We start from the raw sequence: 15270 nt of genomic DNA on the forward strand, positions 1-15270 counted from the left end.
CGGCCAGCTCTCGTCCGGCGCGGTCGATGCGGGAGGGGAGTGCCCGCCCGTCCTCCGTGGCTCCGCCCCAGTCGTCGGAGGCGGCGAACACGGTGGTCGAGAGCGGAGCCGCGTGCAGGTAGCTGAACAGCGGGCGCATCGCGTAGTCCACGGCGAGGGAGTGCCGGGGCGAGCCACCGGTGGCCGCGAGCAGCACGGGCAGACCGCGCAGCGCCTCCGTGTCGAGTACGTCGACGAACGATTTGAACAGGCCGCTGTAGCTGGTGGTGAAGATCGGCGTCACGGCGATCAACCCGTCGGCGCCGGCGACCGCGTCGAGCGCGGTCTGCAGCGCCGGGCTCGCGAAGCCGGTGAGGAGGTTGTTGGTGATGTCGTGCGCGAGGTCGCGCAGCTCGACGACGCTCCGCTCGACGGCGAAGCCCTGCTCGGCGAGGGCGCTCTCGGTCGCTGCGCTCAGGCGGTCGGCGAGCAGCCGGGTCGAGGACGGCTGGCTGAGGCCGGCCGACACGACGGCGATCCTGCGGGTGTCCATGCGGGTCTCCTGACTAAACGGTGACGGGCTCGGGCTGAGCGTCGCGCGCGGCCACGAGGGAGGAGTGGGTGGGGGCGTCGGGCACGTGCGACGGGCGGCCCTCGGCGAATCCGGCGCGCAGAGCGGGCAGGATCTCGCCGAGCATGTCCATCTGCTCGAGGACCGTCTTCAGCGGGAGTCCCGCGTGGTCCATCAGGAACAGCTGGCGCTGGTAGTCGCCGACGTACTCGCGGAAGCCCAGAGTGCGGTCGATGATCTCCTGCGGGGAGCCGACCGTGAGCGGGGTCTGCTCGGTGAACTCCTCGAGCGAGGGGCCGTGGCCGTAGACGGGCGCGTTGTCGAAGTAGGGGCGGAACTGGGCGACCGCATCCTGGGAGTTGCGGGCCAGGAAGATCTGGCCGCCGAGGCCGACGATGGCCTGGTCCGCGGACCCGTGCCCGTAGTGCTCGAAGCGCTGTCGGTAGAGCTGCACCATCTTCTGCGTGTGCGAGGCCGGCCAGAAGATGTGGTTCGAGAAGAAGCCGTCGCCGTAGTAGGCGGCCTGCTCGGCGATCTGCGGCGAGCGGATCGAGCCGTGCCAGACGAACGGAGCGACCCCGTCGAGCGGGCGCGGCGTCGACTGGAAGCCCTGGAGCGGCGTACGGAACTGCCCCTGCCAGTCGACGTACTCCTCCGTCCAGAGCCGGTGCAGCAGGTCGTAGTTCTCGATCGTCAGCTCGATGCCCTGGCGGATGTCCTTGCCGAACCACGGGTAGACCGGGCCGGTGTTGCCGCGGCCGAGCATCACGTCGACGCGGCCGCCGGCGAGGTGCTGGAGCATCGCGTAGTCCTCGGCGAGCTTCACCGGGTCGTTCGTGGTGATCAGTGCCATCGCGGTCGAGAGCTGGATGCGCTCGGTCTTCGCGGCGAGGTAGCCGAGAGTGGTGGTGGGGGAGGAGGACCAGAACGGCGGGTTGTGGTGCTCGCCCAGGGCGAAGACGTCGAGGCCGATCTCCTCGGCCTTCAGTGCGATCGCGAGGGTCGCCTGGATCTTCTCGGACTCCGACGGGGTCCGTCCGGTCGTGGGGTCGGTCGTGATGTCGCTCACCGTGAAGATGCCGAACTGCATCGGGCGCTCCTTCTGTCCTCCGGCCCCGCGGGGCCAGGTCCATGCGTTTGCATGTACATGGCGGTACAACCACGCGCGGCCGGATCTATTCCCGGCTCAGGTCCCGGCTCAGGGATGCGTCAGCGACGGGATGCGTGCGACACCATCCACGACGTCTCGGGCGAATCCAGTGGTCTCGTCGTCGAGGGCGACGAGAGTGTCGCGAGCATCCTCGAAGGCTCCGACCATGTCGTGACGAAGCCGACGGACTTCGTCGATGGCCCGACCGGCATCCACTCCGAGCTTGCGCGCCTCTGTGGCGAACCCTGTTTCCGACATGGCGTCGAAGCGGTACTCGCCATCCACCGACATCGCCGCCTGCGGAGGCTGTCCCCTGTCACCGAACCGCAACTGATCGTCGAGGTACGGAGCAATGGTGTTCAGGTCGTACAACGGGGCCAGTCGCACGCGAGATCCCTCGAGCATGATCGAATAATTCTTGATATGGGCGTCGGTACAGTATGCAACGCTGTTGAAAGCGACGCCACAGAAAAAGTCCCAGGCGATCACTGCTCTTTCTGCCTCATCGAGTGCCAGAGAATGCACAAGGGATGCTACAGCGGCGATACCGGGCCCGCCTTCTCTTCGCTGGTACTTCTTGGCGGGATCGGTCGACAAGGCCTGTCCCAGGTCCTCCTGATGCAATCGCCGAACGATTCCATCCGCCCCGTGCTCTCGGTCGTAGCGTTCCGAGACGAAGACGCGGTGTGGCCCGATCTGCTGCATCCAGAACGTGGCAGTGGTGAGGCCCAGGCTGCTCGCTGCTGTCGATGTCAGGTATTCGACGACGTCGACGCGCCTGAACCCGTCCGGTGGAACCGGCTTGAGGATGTGGGTCGTCGGCGTTGCACCCAGCGCACGGGCCCACTCTCCTTGATAGCGAACGAGCGCGATCTTGGGTTGTGCTCCGGGAAGCGAGAATCGCTGGTCGAGGCGCGCGTCCGGAGTCCCGTCTCGGTATTCGTCGAGGACCAGGCGAAGCTGTTCGGCGACGTCCTCGTCTTTCAGAGTCTTTCTCGCGTTCCGGTCGCGTCCGTGCCGGTAGATGCTTCTCCGGGGGGAAGGAGCTGAACGGCTCCCGGGGCGTCGGATCCCGTATGCTCAAGAATGGCGAACGGATTTCTGGGATTGACGTCGAAACGTCGAGCAATGGCGCTTCGCGCCGCGTCGTTGTCCGGAATGAGCCCGGTGAGCCAGGGGAGCACTTTGCGCTTGTTGTGCCGCTCCACGGCTTTGCTCATCGATAACGAAAGGGGAGTGCTCAATGGGTCACTTCTGTAGTCTCTGTCGTAGACGAAGACTGTGTTCCCGGTGCTCTCCTGGAGGAATGTGCCAGCCTTTCTGCCGTCGAGGTAGGCGACGAGCTCACGCGCGGTGGGCATCGAGCGCTGTCTCTTCGAGGCCGTAGCCCAGTGCTCTGAGCACGTCGAGCACCGCACCGACACGCGCATTGGGATTACCTCGCTCGAACTCGTTCACCCACTTGCGGGAGAGCCCTGCGCGTCGAGCCAGCTCGGCCTGGCTGAGCCCGGCGTCCTCCCGCATCGAGACGACCAACTGCCGGAGGTCGTTGACTCCACTGAACATCTGCCATCTCCTTCTCGAGGGTAACCCTTCGGCTACTCGCAGTAGTGTAACCCATCAGTACCACCCTGACGTAACCGAACGTTCCCACCATCCAGGGTGATCGAACGGTTACAACCCGAGTGTCGGAGTGCCGCACGCGCGACCCGATGTGGTCGAGGCAGGCGTCTCGACGAGCCCGCCGCCGCCCGAAACATCCCCGCAATACGGCCCGCACTAGAGTCGTGCCATGGGTGACCTCTTCGACGGATACGGGTCCCAGAAGGTCGAGCGGCCCGCCGGGGGCGCCACTCCCTGGGACGAGATGTTCGCCGATGTCGCGGCGGCCGGCGGCCCCGACGGCGTCCGCGGCGCCTACCGCGACATCTACTCGTCGCTCGCGCGGATGACCCAGGAGGAGCTGCGCGGCAGGACCGACGCGCTCGCCTCCTCCTACCTCGCGCAGGGCGTCACCTTCGACTTCGCGGGGGAGGAGCGGCCCTTCCCGCTCGACGCAGTGCCCCGGGTCATCGAGCACACCGAGTGGAACGAGGTGCAGAGCGGCATCAAGCAGCGGGTCCGGGCCCTCGAGGCGTTCCTCGCCGATGTCTACGGTGCGCAGAACGCGGTCGCCGACGGAGTGATCCCGGCCGGCCTGATCTCGAGCTCGAGCCACTTCCACCGCCAGGCCGCGGGCATCGTCCCGGCCAACGGCGTGCGGATCCAGGTGTCCGGCATCGACCTGATCCGCGACGAGGTCGGCGGTTGGCGGGTCCTCGAGGACAACGTGCGGGTGCCGTCGGGAGTCTCCTACGTCATCTCGAACCGCCGGGTGATGGCGCAGACCCTTCCCGAGCTGTTCGTCTCGATGCGCGTGCGCCCGGTCGGCGACTACCCGAACCGGCTGCTGCAGGCCCTGCGTGCCTCCGCCCCCGAGGGCGTCGACGACCCGACCGTCGTCGTGCTCACGCCCGGCGTCTACAACTCCGCCTACTTCGAGCACACCCTGCTCGCCCGCCTGATGGGAGTCGAGCTGGTCGAGGGCCGAGACCTGTTCTGCACCGGCGGCAAGGTGTTCATGCGCACCACGTCCGGCCCCACGCGGGTCGACGTGATCTACCGCCGTGTCGACGACGAGTTCCTCGACCCGCTGCAGTTCCGCGCCGACTCGATGCTCGGCTCCCCGGGTCTGATGCTCGCGGCGAGGCTGGGCACCGTCACCATCGCGAACGCGGTCGGCAACGGCGTCGCCGACGACAAACTCGTCTACACCTACCTGCCCGATCTCATCCGCTACTACCTCTCGGAGGAGCCGGTGATCAAGAACGTCGACACCTGGCGCCTGGAGGACCCGGGGGCGCTCGAGGAGGTGCTCGACCGGCTCGACGAGCTCGTCGTCAAGCCGGTCGACGGCTCCGGCGGCAAGGGCCTGGTCGTCGGCCCCGCGGCCTCGGCCAAGGAGCTGGCCGAGCTGCGCTCGCGCCTCCAGGCCGATCCGCGGGGCTGGATCGCCCAGCCTGTCGTGCAGCTCTCGACCATCCCCACGCTCGTCGACGACGGGATGCGCCCGCGCCACGCCGATCTGCGGCCCTTCGCGGTCAACGACGGCACCGACGTCTGGGTGCTGCCAGGGGGCCTCACCCGGGTGGCGCTGCCGGAGGGCCAGCTGGTCGTCAATTCCTCGCAGGGCGGCGGCTCGAAGGACACCTGGGTGGTCGGTCTCGACGATCAGCGGCCCGAGCCCGAGTCGCGCGACATCCAGGCGCTCGTCGCCGAGCAGGCCGCGGTGACCAGCTCGATCCCGATCGTCTACCCGCTGAACCACACCCCCGACCACTCGCCGCAGGACGCACCGAGCACCGACCAGGACCAGCAGCAGCAGCAGGCGCGCGCGGTGGGGGAGGACGACTGATGCTCTCCAGGATCGCCGAGTCGCTCTTCTGGATCGGCCGCTACATCGAGCGCTCCGACGGCACCGCCCGCATCCTCGACGTGCACCTCCAGCTCCTGCTGGAGGACCCGTGGATCGACGAGGACACCGCCTGCCGCTCCCTCCTGTCGGTGATGGGCTCGACCCCGCCCGACGACCTGCGCGAGATCACCCGCGCCGACGTGCTGGCGATCCTCGCGATCGACCGCACGAACTCTGCCTCCATCGCCTACTCGCTCGGCGCCGCCCGCGAGAACGCCCGGCGGGCGCGCGAGATCGTCTCGACCGAGCTGTGGGAGTGCCTCAACACCACGCGCACCCGGATGCCGCGCCGCGTCTCGGGAGAGCGCGTCTCGGAGTTCTTCGGCTGGGTGCGCGAGCGTTCGGCGCTCGCCGTGGGGATCATCGAGTCGGCGACTTCGCGCGATGAGGCCTGGCAGTTCTTCACCCTCGGCCGCTCGATCGAGCGCGCCGACATGACGGCCCGACTGCTCGCCACCCGGTCGTTGACCGAGGCGAGCGGTCCCTCCTGGACCACGATCCTCCGCTCCTGCGGCGCCTACGAGGCCTACCTGCGCACCTACCGAGGAGTGCCGAGCGCGCGCAATGCGGCCGAGTTCCTCCTCCTCGACCGTCTGTTCCCGCGTTCGATCCTCTTCTCGGTCTCCCGGGCGGAGGCGTGCATGCGCGACATCGAGCCGCGCACCGGCCGCATCGGCCACTCGGGCGACGCGCAGCGCGTGCTCGGGCGGATCCGCAGCGAGCTGGAGTTCCGGCCCATCACCGACATCCTCGTGGACCTCCCGCGGCACATGGACAGCGTGCAGGAGGCGACCTCGGCCGCGTCCGAGGCGATCCGCCAGCGGTACTTCCCCACCAATGTCATGCCGAGCTGGATCGGGGAGGCGCTGTGAGCAGGCTGCGCATCAGGCACACCACGGGCTTCACCTACGCGGGCGATGTCGTCGCCTCCTACAACGAGGCGCGGATGCTGCCCGCCTCCTCCGACGGGCAGCTCGTGCTGTTCTCGAACCTCGACATCCGCCCGGTCACGTCCGTGCACGCCTACACCGACTACTGGGGGACCCGCGTCTCGTCGTTCGATGTGCTCGACGCGCACCGTGAGCTCTCGCTGACGGCGACGTCGCTCGTCGAGGTGCGGCCGAAGCAGCATCCCGACCACCCCTACGGCTGGGAGCAGCTGGTCGAGCAGGTCGAGACGCGCACCGAGTACGTGGAGCAGTCGAAGCAGACCCAGCGCACCGTGCCTCCGGAGGATCTCGCGGTCCTGGCCCGCTCGCTCGTCGACGAGGCGGCGGGCCCCTGCGAGGCCGCTCTCTCGATCGCCGAGACGATCGGCCGCGCGATGACCTACCGGCAGGGTGTCACCGGCGTGCACTCCACGGCGACGGAGTCGTGGACCGCGCGCGAGGGCGTCTGCCAGGACATCACCCACATCGTCCTCGGGGCGCTGCGCTCCGTCGGTATCCCTGCGCGCTACGTCTCGGGCTATCTGCACCCCCAACCGCTCGCCGAGATCGGCGAGACGGTGGTGGGCGAGTCGCACGCCTGGGTCGAGTGGTTCTGCGGAGGCACGTGGCGCGGCTACGACCCGACCAACCTGATCGACATCGGCGACCGCCATGTCATCGTCGGCCGCGGGCGCGACTACAACGACATCGCGCCTCTGCGCGGTGTGTTCGCGGGCCCGCGCTCGTCCAAGCTCTTCGTCCGCGTCGAGATCACGCGCGAGGCCTGAGCGCGCTCGGCGTCACCGCTCGCTGTCGGCGCCGCGACGGTTGTGCTCCGCGCCACGGCGTGGGGTACACGCTCGATCCTCGGCGAAGGCACTTGCTAGTGGTGCGTGTCGTAAATAGCTAGACGGTTTGTGGCTTGGGAGAGTTGGCGGCTTCGCTGCAGCACTCGACGCTGCGAAGGTGTGGCCCCTGCAGTGGTAGCGTGCTGAGATGCGTTCGAGGCTCGCGATCCTGGGACTGGGGATCACCGCCGTAGGAGTGATTCTTAGTTTTGGCTGGTCCATCTGGATCATCCGAGATGCGCTTCTGCTCTGGAGCTACTGTCCGGCGACGGCACTCGATGGTGCGCTTGAGCGCGTCGTGTGGTCGTTTGTCTGGATGACCGTCGCCGTCGGGGGCTCTGTGGTGATCGCCCGATTTGCGGATCGGAAGCTCGCTGGGTGGTTCGCGATCGCGTTCGTCGTCGTGGCACTCGTCCCGCTGGGAATCCTTTACTTCTTGGGATCCTCAGCGCTCACGCCCGATATCGCTGCGAGTTGGCTGTCGTGCGGTGTGACGGACGCCGTGGCGAATACACGGGCGTTGGCTCTGGCGCTGCCGGCTGTGGGTCTGGGAGGAGCGGGCGTCGCTCTGCTCATGCGGGCGAAGCGTCTGCGCCTTCTGGTTTCGCTGGTCGTCGGGCTGGCTGCGGTTGGCGGATGGATTATCTTCCTGCTCGCCGTGGTTCGTTCGTAGACGGCGACTATTGGCCAGGGCGCGCTGGATCACTCGAAGCGTGCGCGGGCCTTCATCGTTACGGACGGAACCCGCTTGTTCGTAGCGTCCTGTTCGCTAGGCTCCGGCCATCAGCTTCCTGGGGAAGGCCGGATGAAGGCGTACGTCGGCGTCGCGGACCTGGACTGGTATCGCCTGCTCCTCGCCACCGGCGCCCAGCACGATGAGGTCAACTTCTGGTTCCCGAGTCCCCGACAGGGCTTCAAGACGCTGGCGCCAGGCCACTCCTTCATCTTCAAGACTCACGTCGACCGCTCCCAGCCCGCGTTTAGCAATCGCATCGTTGGGGTCGGCCTGTTCTCTGGATTCGCCCGTATGCGAATCAGCGAAGTCTGGCATCTGCTTGGACGGCGAATGGCGTGGTGTCTCTCGAGCGGCTTCGGGAGCGGATTGAGCACTATTTTCGCCGTCCGACGGCCCGGTTCGAGGATCCGGAGATCGGCTGCGTCCTCCTCAACAGCATGGCCTTTTTCGCTGAGGATGAGACGTTGCTGGCGCAGGAGGATTTCGCGCCCCGTATTGTCCGTGGCCGTACCTACGATCTCGAGGAGATCGATGCTGGATGTTCGCGCCCCCTCGGCCATCGCGGCGTCGAAGGCCTGGAAGTCCTCTACCTCCTCGAGGGCGTCCATCATCCGCTCGTAGCGCTCGGGACTGACGACGACGGCCTCCGCTCGCCCTCGCCGTTCGACGATCACGGTCTCGGTATGGGAGCGCTCGACCACGTCCGAGAAGGTCGCGCGCGCATCCGTGACGGAGATGGTGACCGTGCGGCAACTGTACGATCTTCGTGGTTCTCCGTACAGATCCGCACGCTGTCAGGCGCGCGGACGGAGGACGGCCCGGTCTCCGGTGACGGCCTCGGCCGCCGCGAGCCGGGCGGCGCGGCGCAGGCGGAGGTGGAAGCCGAGGCCGATAGCGGCCGCCGCGATGCCGGAGGCCGCGCCCACCAGCATCGCCTGGCGCGGTCCGTAGGAGTTCGCGACCCAGCCGATCACGGGTGCGCCGATCGGAGTGCCGCCGACGAAGATCGCCATGTACAGCGCCATCACCCGGCCCCGCATCTCGGGGGCGGTCGAGAGTTGCACGTAGCCGTTGGCCGAGGTCATCAGCGTCTGCGCCGCCACTCCGACGAAGGGGAGCAGGATCGCGAACGCCCACACGGTCGGCATGACGCCGGCGAGGGCGAGCGCGACGCCGAAGGCGGCGGAGGCGCGACGATGAGTCGGAGCCTCGGACGGTCGCGACGGGCCGAGAGCAGCGCACCCAGCACCGAGCCGACCGCGATCGCCGACGAGAGCAGACCGAACTCGCTCGCCCCCATGTCGAACACGACGGTCGCCATCGTCGAGGCGAAGATCGGGAAGTTGAGACCGAACGTGCCGATCAGGAAGACGATCACCAGCACCACCAGGATGTCCGGCCGCGTCGAGACGTAGCGGAACCCCTCCAGCAGCGCGCCCGGCCGGCGGGTCGCGCGCGGGGCGCTGCGCAGCTCGTCGCGGTGCAGCGCCCGGAGTGAGAGCAGCACGGCGAGGAAGCTCGCCGCGTTGAGGAGGAACACCCAGCCGGAGCCGATCGCGGCGATGAGCACTCCCGCGATGGCCGGCCCGATCATCCGCGCCGAGTTGAACGAGGCCGAGTTGAGCGAGACGGCGTTGCTGAGGTCGCGCTCCTCGACCAGGGCCGAGACGAAGGTCTGGCGCACGGGCGCATCGATCGCGGCGGCGAAGCCGAGGAGCAGGGCGAAGAGGTACACCATCCAGAGCTGCACGGCCCCGGTCACGACGATGAGGCCCAGGCCGAGCCCGAGCGCCCCCATCGCGCCCTGGGTGGCCATCAGCAGCGTGCGTCGGTCGAAGCGGTCGGCGATGAATCCGGAGAAGGGGACCATCAAGAGCTGCGGACCGAACTGCAGCGCCATCGTCACGCCGAGCGCGGTCGCGTCGTGGTCGGTGAGGTCGTTGATCACGATCCAGTCCTGGGCGGTGCGCTGCATCCAGGTGCCGATGTTCGAGACCGTCGCGCCGGCGAACCAGATCCGGTAGTTCGGCACCGCCAGGGAGCGGAACATCGCGCTCATCGGTCGGCCATCGCGCGCAGCACTGCCGCCGCGTCGTTCAGCAGGCGCAGGTCCTCGGGAGGGAGCTCAAGCAGGCGCGCCACCAGCCAGGCGTCGCGGCTGCGGCGGACGTCGAGCACCAGAGCGCCACCCTCCTCGGTGGCGCGGATGCGCGTCACACGTCCGTCGGCGGGGTCGGCGAGCCGCTCCACCAGCCCTCGTCGACCAGGCAACCGACCGTGCGGGTCATCGAGGGCGGGCGGACCCGCTCCGCGTCGGCCAGCTCGCCCAGGGTCTTCGCGCCCTCGCGGTGCAGGAGGGCGAGCACGCTGAACTGCGGGTCGCTGAGCTCGTGATGGGCCTTCTCTTGGCGGAGCCGCCGCCCGAGGCGGCCGACCGCCACCCGCACCTCGCCCGCGAGGGATCTCAGGGGGAGGTCGGTCTGCGCTGATTCGGTCGGTGCTGATCCGGTCTGCGCTGATCCGGTCTGCGGAGTCTCGGTCGATGGCACATAGTTAGCCTAACAAAAGACCTGTCGCTCAGGCGGAGGACCGCGCAGTCAGCACCGCTCCGATGCTCGCGGCCACCACGAGTGCGATCCCGACTGCCTCGACGACGCTGAGCCGCTGTCCGAGCACCAGGAACCCCGAGAGCGCCGCCGCCCCGGGCGAGAGCGACATCAGGATCGAGAACGTGGAGGAGCGCAGCCGCCGCAGCGCCAGTAGTTCGAGCGCGTAGGGGACCGCGGAGGAGAGCACCGCCACCGCCAGTCCGAGCAGCAGCACCGGCGGCACCACGAGGGCCGGCCCGGCGGAGGCGATGCCGAACGGCAGCGAGACGACCGCTCCGGCCGCGAGCGCCAGCGCGAGCCCATCGATCCCCTGGAACCGCCCGCCGGTGCGCCCGGCGAACACGATGTACGCGGCCCAGAGCACGGCCGCCCCCAGCGCGAAGCCCACGCCCACCGGATCCATCGACGAGAAACCGCCCTGCGAGAGTGTGACCACACCCGCAAGGGCCAGCACGGCCCAGACGAGGCTCAAGAGGCTCCGTCCGGCGATCACCGAGAGCGTCAGGGGCCCCAGCACCTCCAGCGTCACCGCCGCTCCCTGCGGGATCCGTGCGATGGCCTCGTAGTAGCAGGCGTTCATCCCGCCGAGCGCCAGGCCGTAGGCGGCGACGGTCGCCCAGTCGCTCCGGCTGTGGCCGCGCAGCCGCGGACGGCACACCAGCAGCAGCACCACCGCCGAGAACACCAGGCGTAGCGTGACCGTGCCGATCGGCCCCGCGGCGGGGAACAGCAGCACGGCGAAGGAGGCGCCCACCTGCACGCTCGCGACCGAGCCGAGCACCAGGCCGATCGAGGCGGCGCTCGCCGACCGCTGCGCCCGGGGCACGTCGCTCAGCTGGAGCGTCGCTGGGTCTGCACGGGAGGGACGTTGTAGCCGAGCAGGCCCACGCCCGTCGCGTCCCAGCGCAGCGTCGTCAGAGCCACGTTGTCGACGACGGGGAAGGTGTGCCGGTACGTCTCGGGGTTGATGCCGAGGTAGGCGCAGAGCAGCAGTCGGATCAGGGTGCCGTGCGCGACGACGAGGACACGGCCCTCGGGGTGCTCGCGGTGAATGCGGGCGAGGGCGGTGTTGGCGCGCGCGACGGCGTCCAGGCCCGACTCGCCTCCGGGCATCGGCTGGATCGCGGGAGCGGCGACCCAGGCCCGATAGGCGTCGGGGAATCGCTCCTCCATCTCGGCGGTGGTGAGCCCCTCGCCCTGGCCGAAGTCGACCTCGACCAGCGCAGGGTCAGGCTGGAGTTCGAGGTGGGCGGCTCGGGCGGCGGGCACCGCCGTGCGCACCGCACGCACGAGCGTGGACGAGTACACGGCGTCGAGGTCGGCGTCCACGGCCCAGGAGGCGAGCGTTGCTGCCTGGTCCTGTCCGTGCGGAGTCAGGGCGATGTCGGAGGATCCGGCGAATCGGTTCTCGGAGTGCCAGACGGTCTCTCCGTGCCGGGCGAGGATGAGGGTCGTCACCCTTCGAGCCTAGCGACCGGCGGAGGCTGCTCCCGCCGCGGGCGCGGATCGATCAGGCGACGGGGACTTCGTAGTGGGCGTCGACCAGGACGGGGAGGTGGTCCGAGAGTCCCTGCGGCAGGGTCGAGACGCGCTCGATCCTCACAGCGTCGCTGATGGCGAAGTCGAAGTGGCCGCTGAAGTAGCGGTAGCGGGCGTAAGTGGGGGAGTCGCTGCGCGAGACGAGGTATCCGTTGCGGGTCATCCGGCGGTCGAGACCGCGGAAGAACCACGGGTAGTTGTAGTCGCCGACCATCAGCGAGGGGGTGTCGGGTGCGTACTCGCGCAGCCGGTTGAGTGCTTCGTCGATCTGCTTGCGGCGCAGGGCGTTGCCGGCCGAGAGCGGAGCGGCGTGGAACGACGAGACGACGATCGAGCCTCCGTCGCGGTCGTCGAGGCGCACGGCCAGCAGGCGCTCGTGCGCCGGCGACATGACGCGGTCGTGCATCGACTTGCTCAACTCGAAGGCGGCGCTGCCGGCCAGCTCGAATCGGGTCTGCGAGTAGTACACCGCCAGCCCGAGGCGGTTGCGGGCCGTCACCGAGGCGAGCCTGAGCTCGCCCACCTCCTGCGGGAGCTTCGTGGTGTCGCACTCCTGGAGGCAGAGGACGTCGACGTCGTGGCGGGCGGCGAGCGGAGCGATCTCGACGTGCGCGCGGTGCTCCCGGAGGTTGTAGGAGATCACCCGGAGGGCGCGTTCATTCGACTGCATTGCGCCAGTGTAGGGCTGAGCGGACGAGCGTCGAACGACGGCCGGGCGAACACGGAGGGACCTCCTCGGTACGCGGTCGGCGGGTGCGCCGAGCGGCCGGGGAGGCCCCTGAGCAGGGAGTCTCAGCGCTGCTCGGTGCCGGACGCGTCGGTCTCGGCGTCGGTGCCGTGGACGCCGTCGGTGGGGCCCAGTCCGGCAGTGGCGGGTTCTGCTCCTCGCCGTCGGCGCCGACCCCGTCGGCCAGGGCGTCGGAGGCTCCGCCCACCTCGTCGAGGCCGGCGGCGGTGCCGGTCTCGGTGGCGGGGTCTGGCGTGCGTTCTGCTCCTTCTGCGGTGTCCTCGGACAGGGTGGGCTCGGTGTCGTCGTCGAAGCTGCTCATACTGTCCACGCTAGGTCGGGCAGCTCGCGAGGGCACCCCCTTGCGCGCGGGCGCGGAGGAGGAAGCGGGACGGCGAAGGCCCCCGCTCCTGACCGGAGCGGGGGCCTTCGCAGCGCTGTACTCAGCGGCCGTACGCCGAGGCGGCCGGGCAGTCGAACGGATCGCCGCCGGCCGAGAGGCCGACGCGGTTCAGGTAGCGGACGACGATGCCGTACGACTCGAGGAGCGAGGTCTCGGTGTAGGGGATCTGGTGGGTGGAGCAGTACTCCTTCGCGATGACCTGCGCGCGGCGCAGGGCCGGGCGGGGCATGTTCGGGAAGAGGTGGTGCTCGACCTGGTAGTTGAGGCCGCCCATGTAGAGGTCGGTGAGCCAGTTGCTCTTGATGCTGCGCGAGGTGAGGACCTGGCGGCGCAGGAAGTCGACGCGCGCCTCCTTGGGCAGCAGCGGCATGCCCTTGTGGTTCGGGGCGAACGAGGCGCCCATGTAGAGGCCGAAGACGCCCATCTGCACGCCAAGGAAGGCGAACGCCATGCCCAGCGGCAGTGCCCAGAAGATCACGGCGAGGTAGAGGCCGACGCGGGCGACGAGCATCGAGATCTCCACCCACCGCTTGTCGACCTTGCCGCGGCCGAAGACGGTGCGGAAGCCGTGGATGTGCAGGTTGATGCCCTCGAGTAGGAGGAGCGGGAAGAAGGCGTAGCCTGGCGCCGGGTCAGCCAGGCGTACAGGCCTCGCGAGCGGGCGGCGTCCTCGCTGGTGAACGAGATGACGTCGCGCTCGATGTCCGGGTCCTTGCCGAGGACGTTGGGGTTCGCGTGGTGGCGGCTGTGCTTGGTCATCCACCACGAGTAGCTGATGCCGACGAAGAGGTTGGCGAGGGTGCGCCCCGCGACGTCGTTGGCCTTGCCGGACTCGAAGACCTGGCGGTGCGAGGCCTCGTGCGCGAGGAAGGCGAACTGCGTCAGCACGATGCCCAGCGCGGCGGCGAGCAGGAGCTGGAACCAGGAGTCGCCGAGCAGGACGAAGCCGGTCACGATGCCGCCGAGCGCGAGGAGGAGCGCACCGAACATGGCGTAGTAGAAGCCGGTTCGTCGGCGGAGGAGGCCTGCGTCGCGGACGGTGCTCAGCAGGCCGGAGTACTCGGTCGTCGGGTTGATGCGGCCGTCGGCGCGGGGGCGGGTCCGGACGACGCGCGGTGCGCCGGTACCGGTGGTGGTGGGAGTGCTCATCGGCGCCTCGCTCTTCGTGGTGACCGTCTGCAGCGGCGGTCTCTCGGCGAGCGATCCCGACGGGGGCGGTCCGCTCATGGTTCACCACGTCGGTAGTGGCCGGACGTGGCATAGGGGTGACCGGGGTCAGGGGCAACCTTGTCTGAACACTACGGGGCGGTGGCCGACAGCGCATCCGGATGATTGCCAGCCTTCGTTCGCGGCACGCCACGCGGCGCGCGTGTGCCTCCGACGGGGGCCCACCGGAGGCACACGGGGCTCACGAGCCGATCGAGTCCTGCGGGCGGCCCGACTTCAGGGCGGCGAGGCGCGCCTCCACCTCGGTCAGCTCGCCGAGGTCCTCCAGCGACTCGAACTGGGCGTCCAGGCTCGAGGAGGCGAGCTCTTCTGCGCCGCGGACGCGCGCCTCCTCGCGACGGATCTTCTGCTCGAAGCGGCTCACCTCGCTGGTCGGGTCCATGAGGTCGATGCTCTTCACGGCGTCCTGGACCTGGCTCTGCGCTTCGACAGTCTTCGCGCGGGCGATCAGCTCGTCGCGCTTGCTCGAGAGCTGCTGCAGCTTCTCGCGCATCTGGTTCAGGCCCGACTTGAGCTTGTCGACGACCTCGGTCTGCGAGGCGATCGTCGGCTCGGCGTCCTTCGCCTCCTTCTCGGACTGGATCTGGCGCTGGAGCGCGACCTTCGCGAGCGCGTCGAACTTGTCGGCGTCGGCGGCACTGCCGGAGGAGCGCAGCTCGTCGGCCTTGCGGCTCGCGGCGAGCGCCTTGCCGCCCCACTCCTCGGCGTTCTGCACGTCCTCGCGGTAGTCGTCCTCGAGCAGGCGCAGATTGCCGATCGTGGTCGCGATGGCGGCCTCCGCGTCGCGGATGCTCTCGGTGTAGTCGCGGACCATCTGGTCGAGCATCTTCTGCGGGTCCTCCGCCTGGTCGAGGAGCGCATTGATGTTGGCCTTCGCGAGTTGCGCGATGCGGCCGAAGATCGACTGTCTCTGAGCCATGGTGTCTCTCCTTGCATGGTCGGTGGTGCGGGTGTCGGAGGTGGTGCGGAGTCGTGGGGGCTGCGGGGGTCGGTGGGGCCCGGGGAGCGGGGCGAGTGCGGTGCGCTGCGGTGACGGGT

The 15270-nt window shown here is 69.1% G+C and carries 17 protein-coding genes and 2 pseudogenes; 4 read left to right on the plus strand and 15 right to left on the minus strand.

Annotated elements, in window-relative coordinates; all coding sequences use genetic code 11:
* The 5 genes from ACH61_RS09980 to ACH61_RS09995 all read right to left on the minus strand — a co-directional run.
* Positions 1 to 532: FMN reductase (locus ACH61_RS09980; protein ID WP_068211752.1), on the minus strand; the 532-nt coding region annotated here is incomplete at its 3' end.
* Positions 533 to 545: 13 nt separating this feature from the next.
* Positions 546 to 1640, minus strand: coding sequence for an LLM class flavin-dependent oxidoreductase (locus tag ACH61_RS09985; RefSeq protein WP_068211754.1), 1095 nt, complete (start codon positions 1638 to 1640; stop codon positions 546 to 548).
* Positions 1641 to 1748: 108 nt separating this feature from the next.
* The gene (locus ACH61_RS17415) at positions 1749 to 2771 is read right to left on the minus strand and encodes a HipA domain-containing protein (protein WP_161489652.1); all 1023 of its coding nucleotides are present in this window, start codon (positions 2769 to 2771) and stop codon (positions 1749 to 1751) included.
* On the minus strand, positions 2684 to 3061 hold the full coding sequence (locus ACH61_RS16320; protein ID WP_161489651.1) for a HipA N-terminal domain-containing protein: 378 nt from the start codon (positions 3059 to 3061) through the stop codon (positions 2684 to 2686). Before ACH61_RS16320 ends, ACH61_RS17415 begins: the two co-directional genes overlap by 88 nt.
* Positions 3045 to 3266, minus strand: a complete 222-nt coding sequence (locus ACH61_RS09995; RefSeq protein ID WP_068211759.1) for a helix-turn-helix domain-containing protein — start codon at positions 3264 to 3266, stop codon at positions 3045 to 3047. Before ACH61_RS09995 ends, ACH61_RS16320 begins: the two co-directional genes overlap by 17 nt.
* A gap of 226 nt (positions 3267 to 3492) precedes the next feature.
* On the opposite strand from ACH61_RS09995, the gene ACH61_RS10000 reads away from it, so the two are divergent.
* The 4 genes from ACH61_RS10000 to ACH61_RS10015 all read left to right on the plus strand — a co-directional run bounded on the left by ACH61_RS10000 (position 3493) and on the right by ACH61_RS10015 (position 7664).
* Positions 3493 to 5154 (plus strand): circularly permuted type 2 ATP-grasp protein, encoded by a 1662-nt coding sequence (locus tag ACH61_RS10000; RefSeq protein ID WP_068211761.1) that lies wholly within the window; start codon positions 3493 to 3495, stop codon positions 5152 to 5154.
* Positions 5154 to 6086 carry an alpha-E domain-containing protein gene (locus ACH61_RS10005; protein WP_068211763.1) on the plus strand — a complete coding sequence of 311 codons (933 nt, stop codon included), beginning with the start codon at positions 5154 to 5156 and terminating at the stop codon, positions 6084 to 6086. Before ACH61_RS10000 ends, ACH61_RS10005 begins: the two co-directional genes overlap by 1 nt.
* Positions 6083 to 6931 (plus strand): transglutaminase family protein, encoded by an 849-nt coding sequence (locus ACH61_RS10010; RefSeq protein ID WP_068211765.1) that lies wholly within the window; start codon positions 6083 to 6085, stop codon positions 6929 to 6931. Before ACH61_RS10005 ends, ACH61_RS10010 begins: the two co-directional genes overlap by 4 nt.
* 208 nt (positions 6932 to 7139) lie before the next feature.
* Entirely contained in the window at positions 7140 to 7664 is a 525-nt protein-coding gene (locus ACH61_RS10015; protein WP_068211767.1) for a hypothetical protein, read from the plus strand.
* Between the two features lie 281 nt (positions 7665 to 7945).
* Here ACH61_RS10015 and ACH61_RS17950 read toward each other — a convergent pair whose 3' ends face one another.
* The 10 genes and pseudogenes from ACH61_RS17950 to ACH61_RS10060 form a co-directional block, all read right to left on the minus strand.
* Complete coding sequence (locus tag ACH61_RS17950) at positions 7946 to 8509, minus strand: type II toxin-antitoxin system Phd/YefM family antitoxin (protein WP_199220889.1); 564 nt, start codon at positions 8507 to 8509, stop codon at positions 7946 to 7948.
* A 12-nt stretch (positions 8510 to 8521) separates the two neighbouring features.
* Positions 8522 to 9786 (minus strand): annotated as a pseudogene (locus ACH61_RS10030) (MFS transporter).
* Positions 9783 to 9944 carry a hypothetical protein gene (locus tag ACH61_RS18395; RefSeq protein WP_236713627.1) on the minus strand — a complete coding sequence of 54 codons (162 nt, stop codon included), beginning with the start codon at positions 9942 to 9944 and terminating at the stop codon, positions 9783 to 9785. Before ACH61_RS18395 ends, ACH61_RS10030 begins: the two are co-directional and overlap by 4 nt.
* Positions 9941 to 10276 carry a MarR family winged helix-turn-helix transcriptional regulator gene (locus ACH61_RS18400; protein WP_236713628.1) on the minus strand — a complete coding sequence of 112 codons (336 nt, stop codon included), beginning with the start codon at positions 10274 to 10276 and terminating at the stop codon, positions 9941 to 9943. The genes ACH61_RS18395 and ACH61_RS18400 overlap by 4 nt, the downstream gene beginning before the upstream one ends.
* 28 nt (positions 10277 to 10304) lie before the next feature.
* A complete protein-coding gene (locus tag ACH61_RS10040; RefSeq protein ID WP_068211773.1) occupies positions 10305 to 11162 on the minus strand; it encodes an EamA family transporter in 858 nt (285 codons plus the stop codon).
* Positions 11163 to 11167: 5 nt separating this feature from the next.
* On the minus strand, positions 11168 to 11794 hold the full coding sequence (locus ACH61_RS10045; protein ID WP_068211774.1) for a histidine phosphatase family protein: 627 nt from the start codon (positions 11792 to 11794) through the stop codon (positions 11168 to 11170).
* Between the two features lie 52 nt (positions 11795 to 11846).
* Positions 11847 to 12545, minus strand: a complete 699-nt coding sequence (locus tag ACH61_RS10050) for an endonuclease/exonuclease/phosphatase family protein (protein WP_068211775.1) — start codon at positions 12543 to 12545, stop codon at positions 11847 to 11849.
* The gene (locus ACH61_RS16880) at positions 12532 to 12924 is read right to left on the minus strand and encodes a hypothetical protein (protein ID WP_153038832.1); all 393 of its coding nucleotides are present in this window, start codon (positions 12922 to 12924) and stop codon (positions 12532 to 12534) included. The genes ACH61_RS10050 and ACH61_RS16880 overlap by 14 nt, the downstream gene beginning before the upstream one ends.
* 121 nt (positions 12925 to 13045) lie before the next feature.
* Positions 13046 to 14154, minus strand: a pseudogene (locus ACH61_RS10055) (fatty acid desaturase family protein).
* Positions 14155 to 14413: 259 nt separating this feature from the next.
* Positions 14414 to 15151, minus strand: coding sequence for a PspA/IM30 family protein (locus ACH61_RS10060; RefSeq protein WP_068211776.1), 738 nt, complete (start codon positions 15149 to 15151; stop codon positions 14414 to 14416).
* Between the last annotated feature and the right edge of the window lie 119 nt (positions 15152 to 15270).

It is taken from the genome of Rathayibacter tanaceti (assembly GCF_001634385.1).
GTDB classification, from domain to species: Bacteria; Actinomycetota; Actinomycetes; order Actinomycetales; family Microbacteriaceae; genus Rathayibacter; species Rathayibacter tanaceti.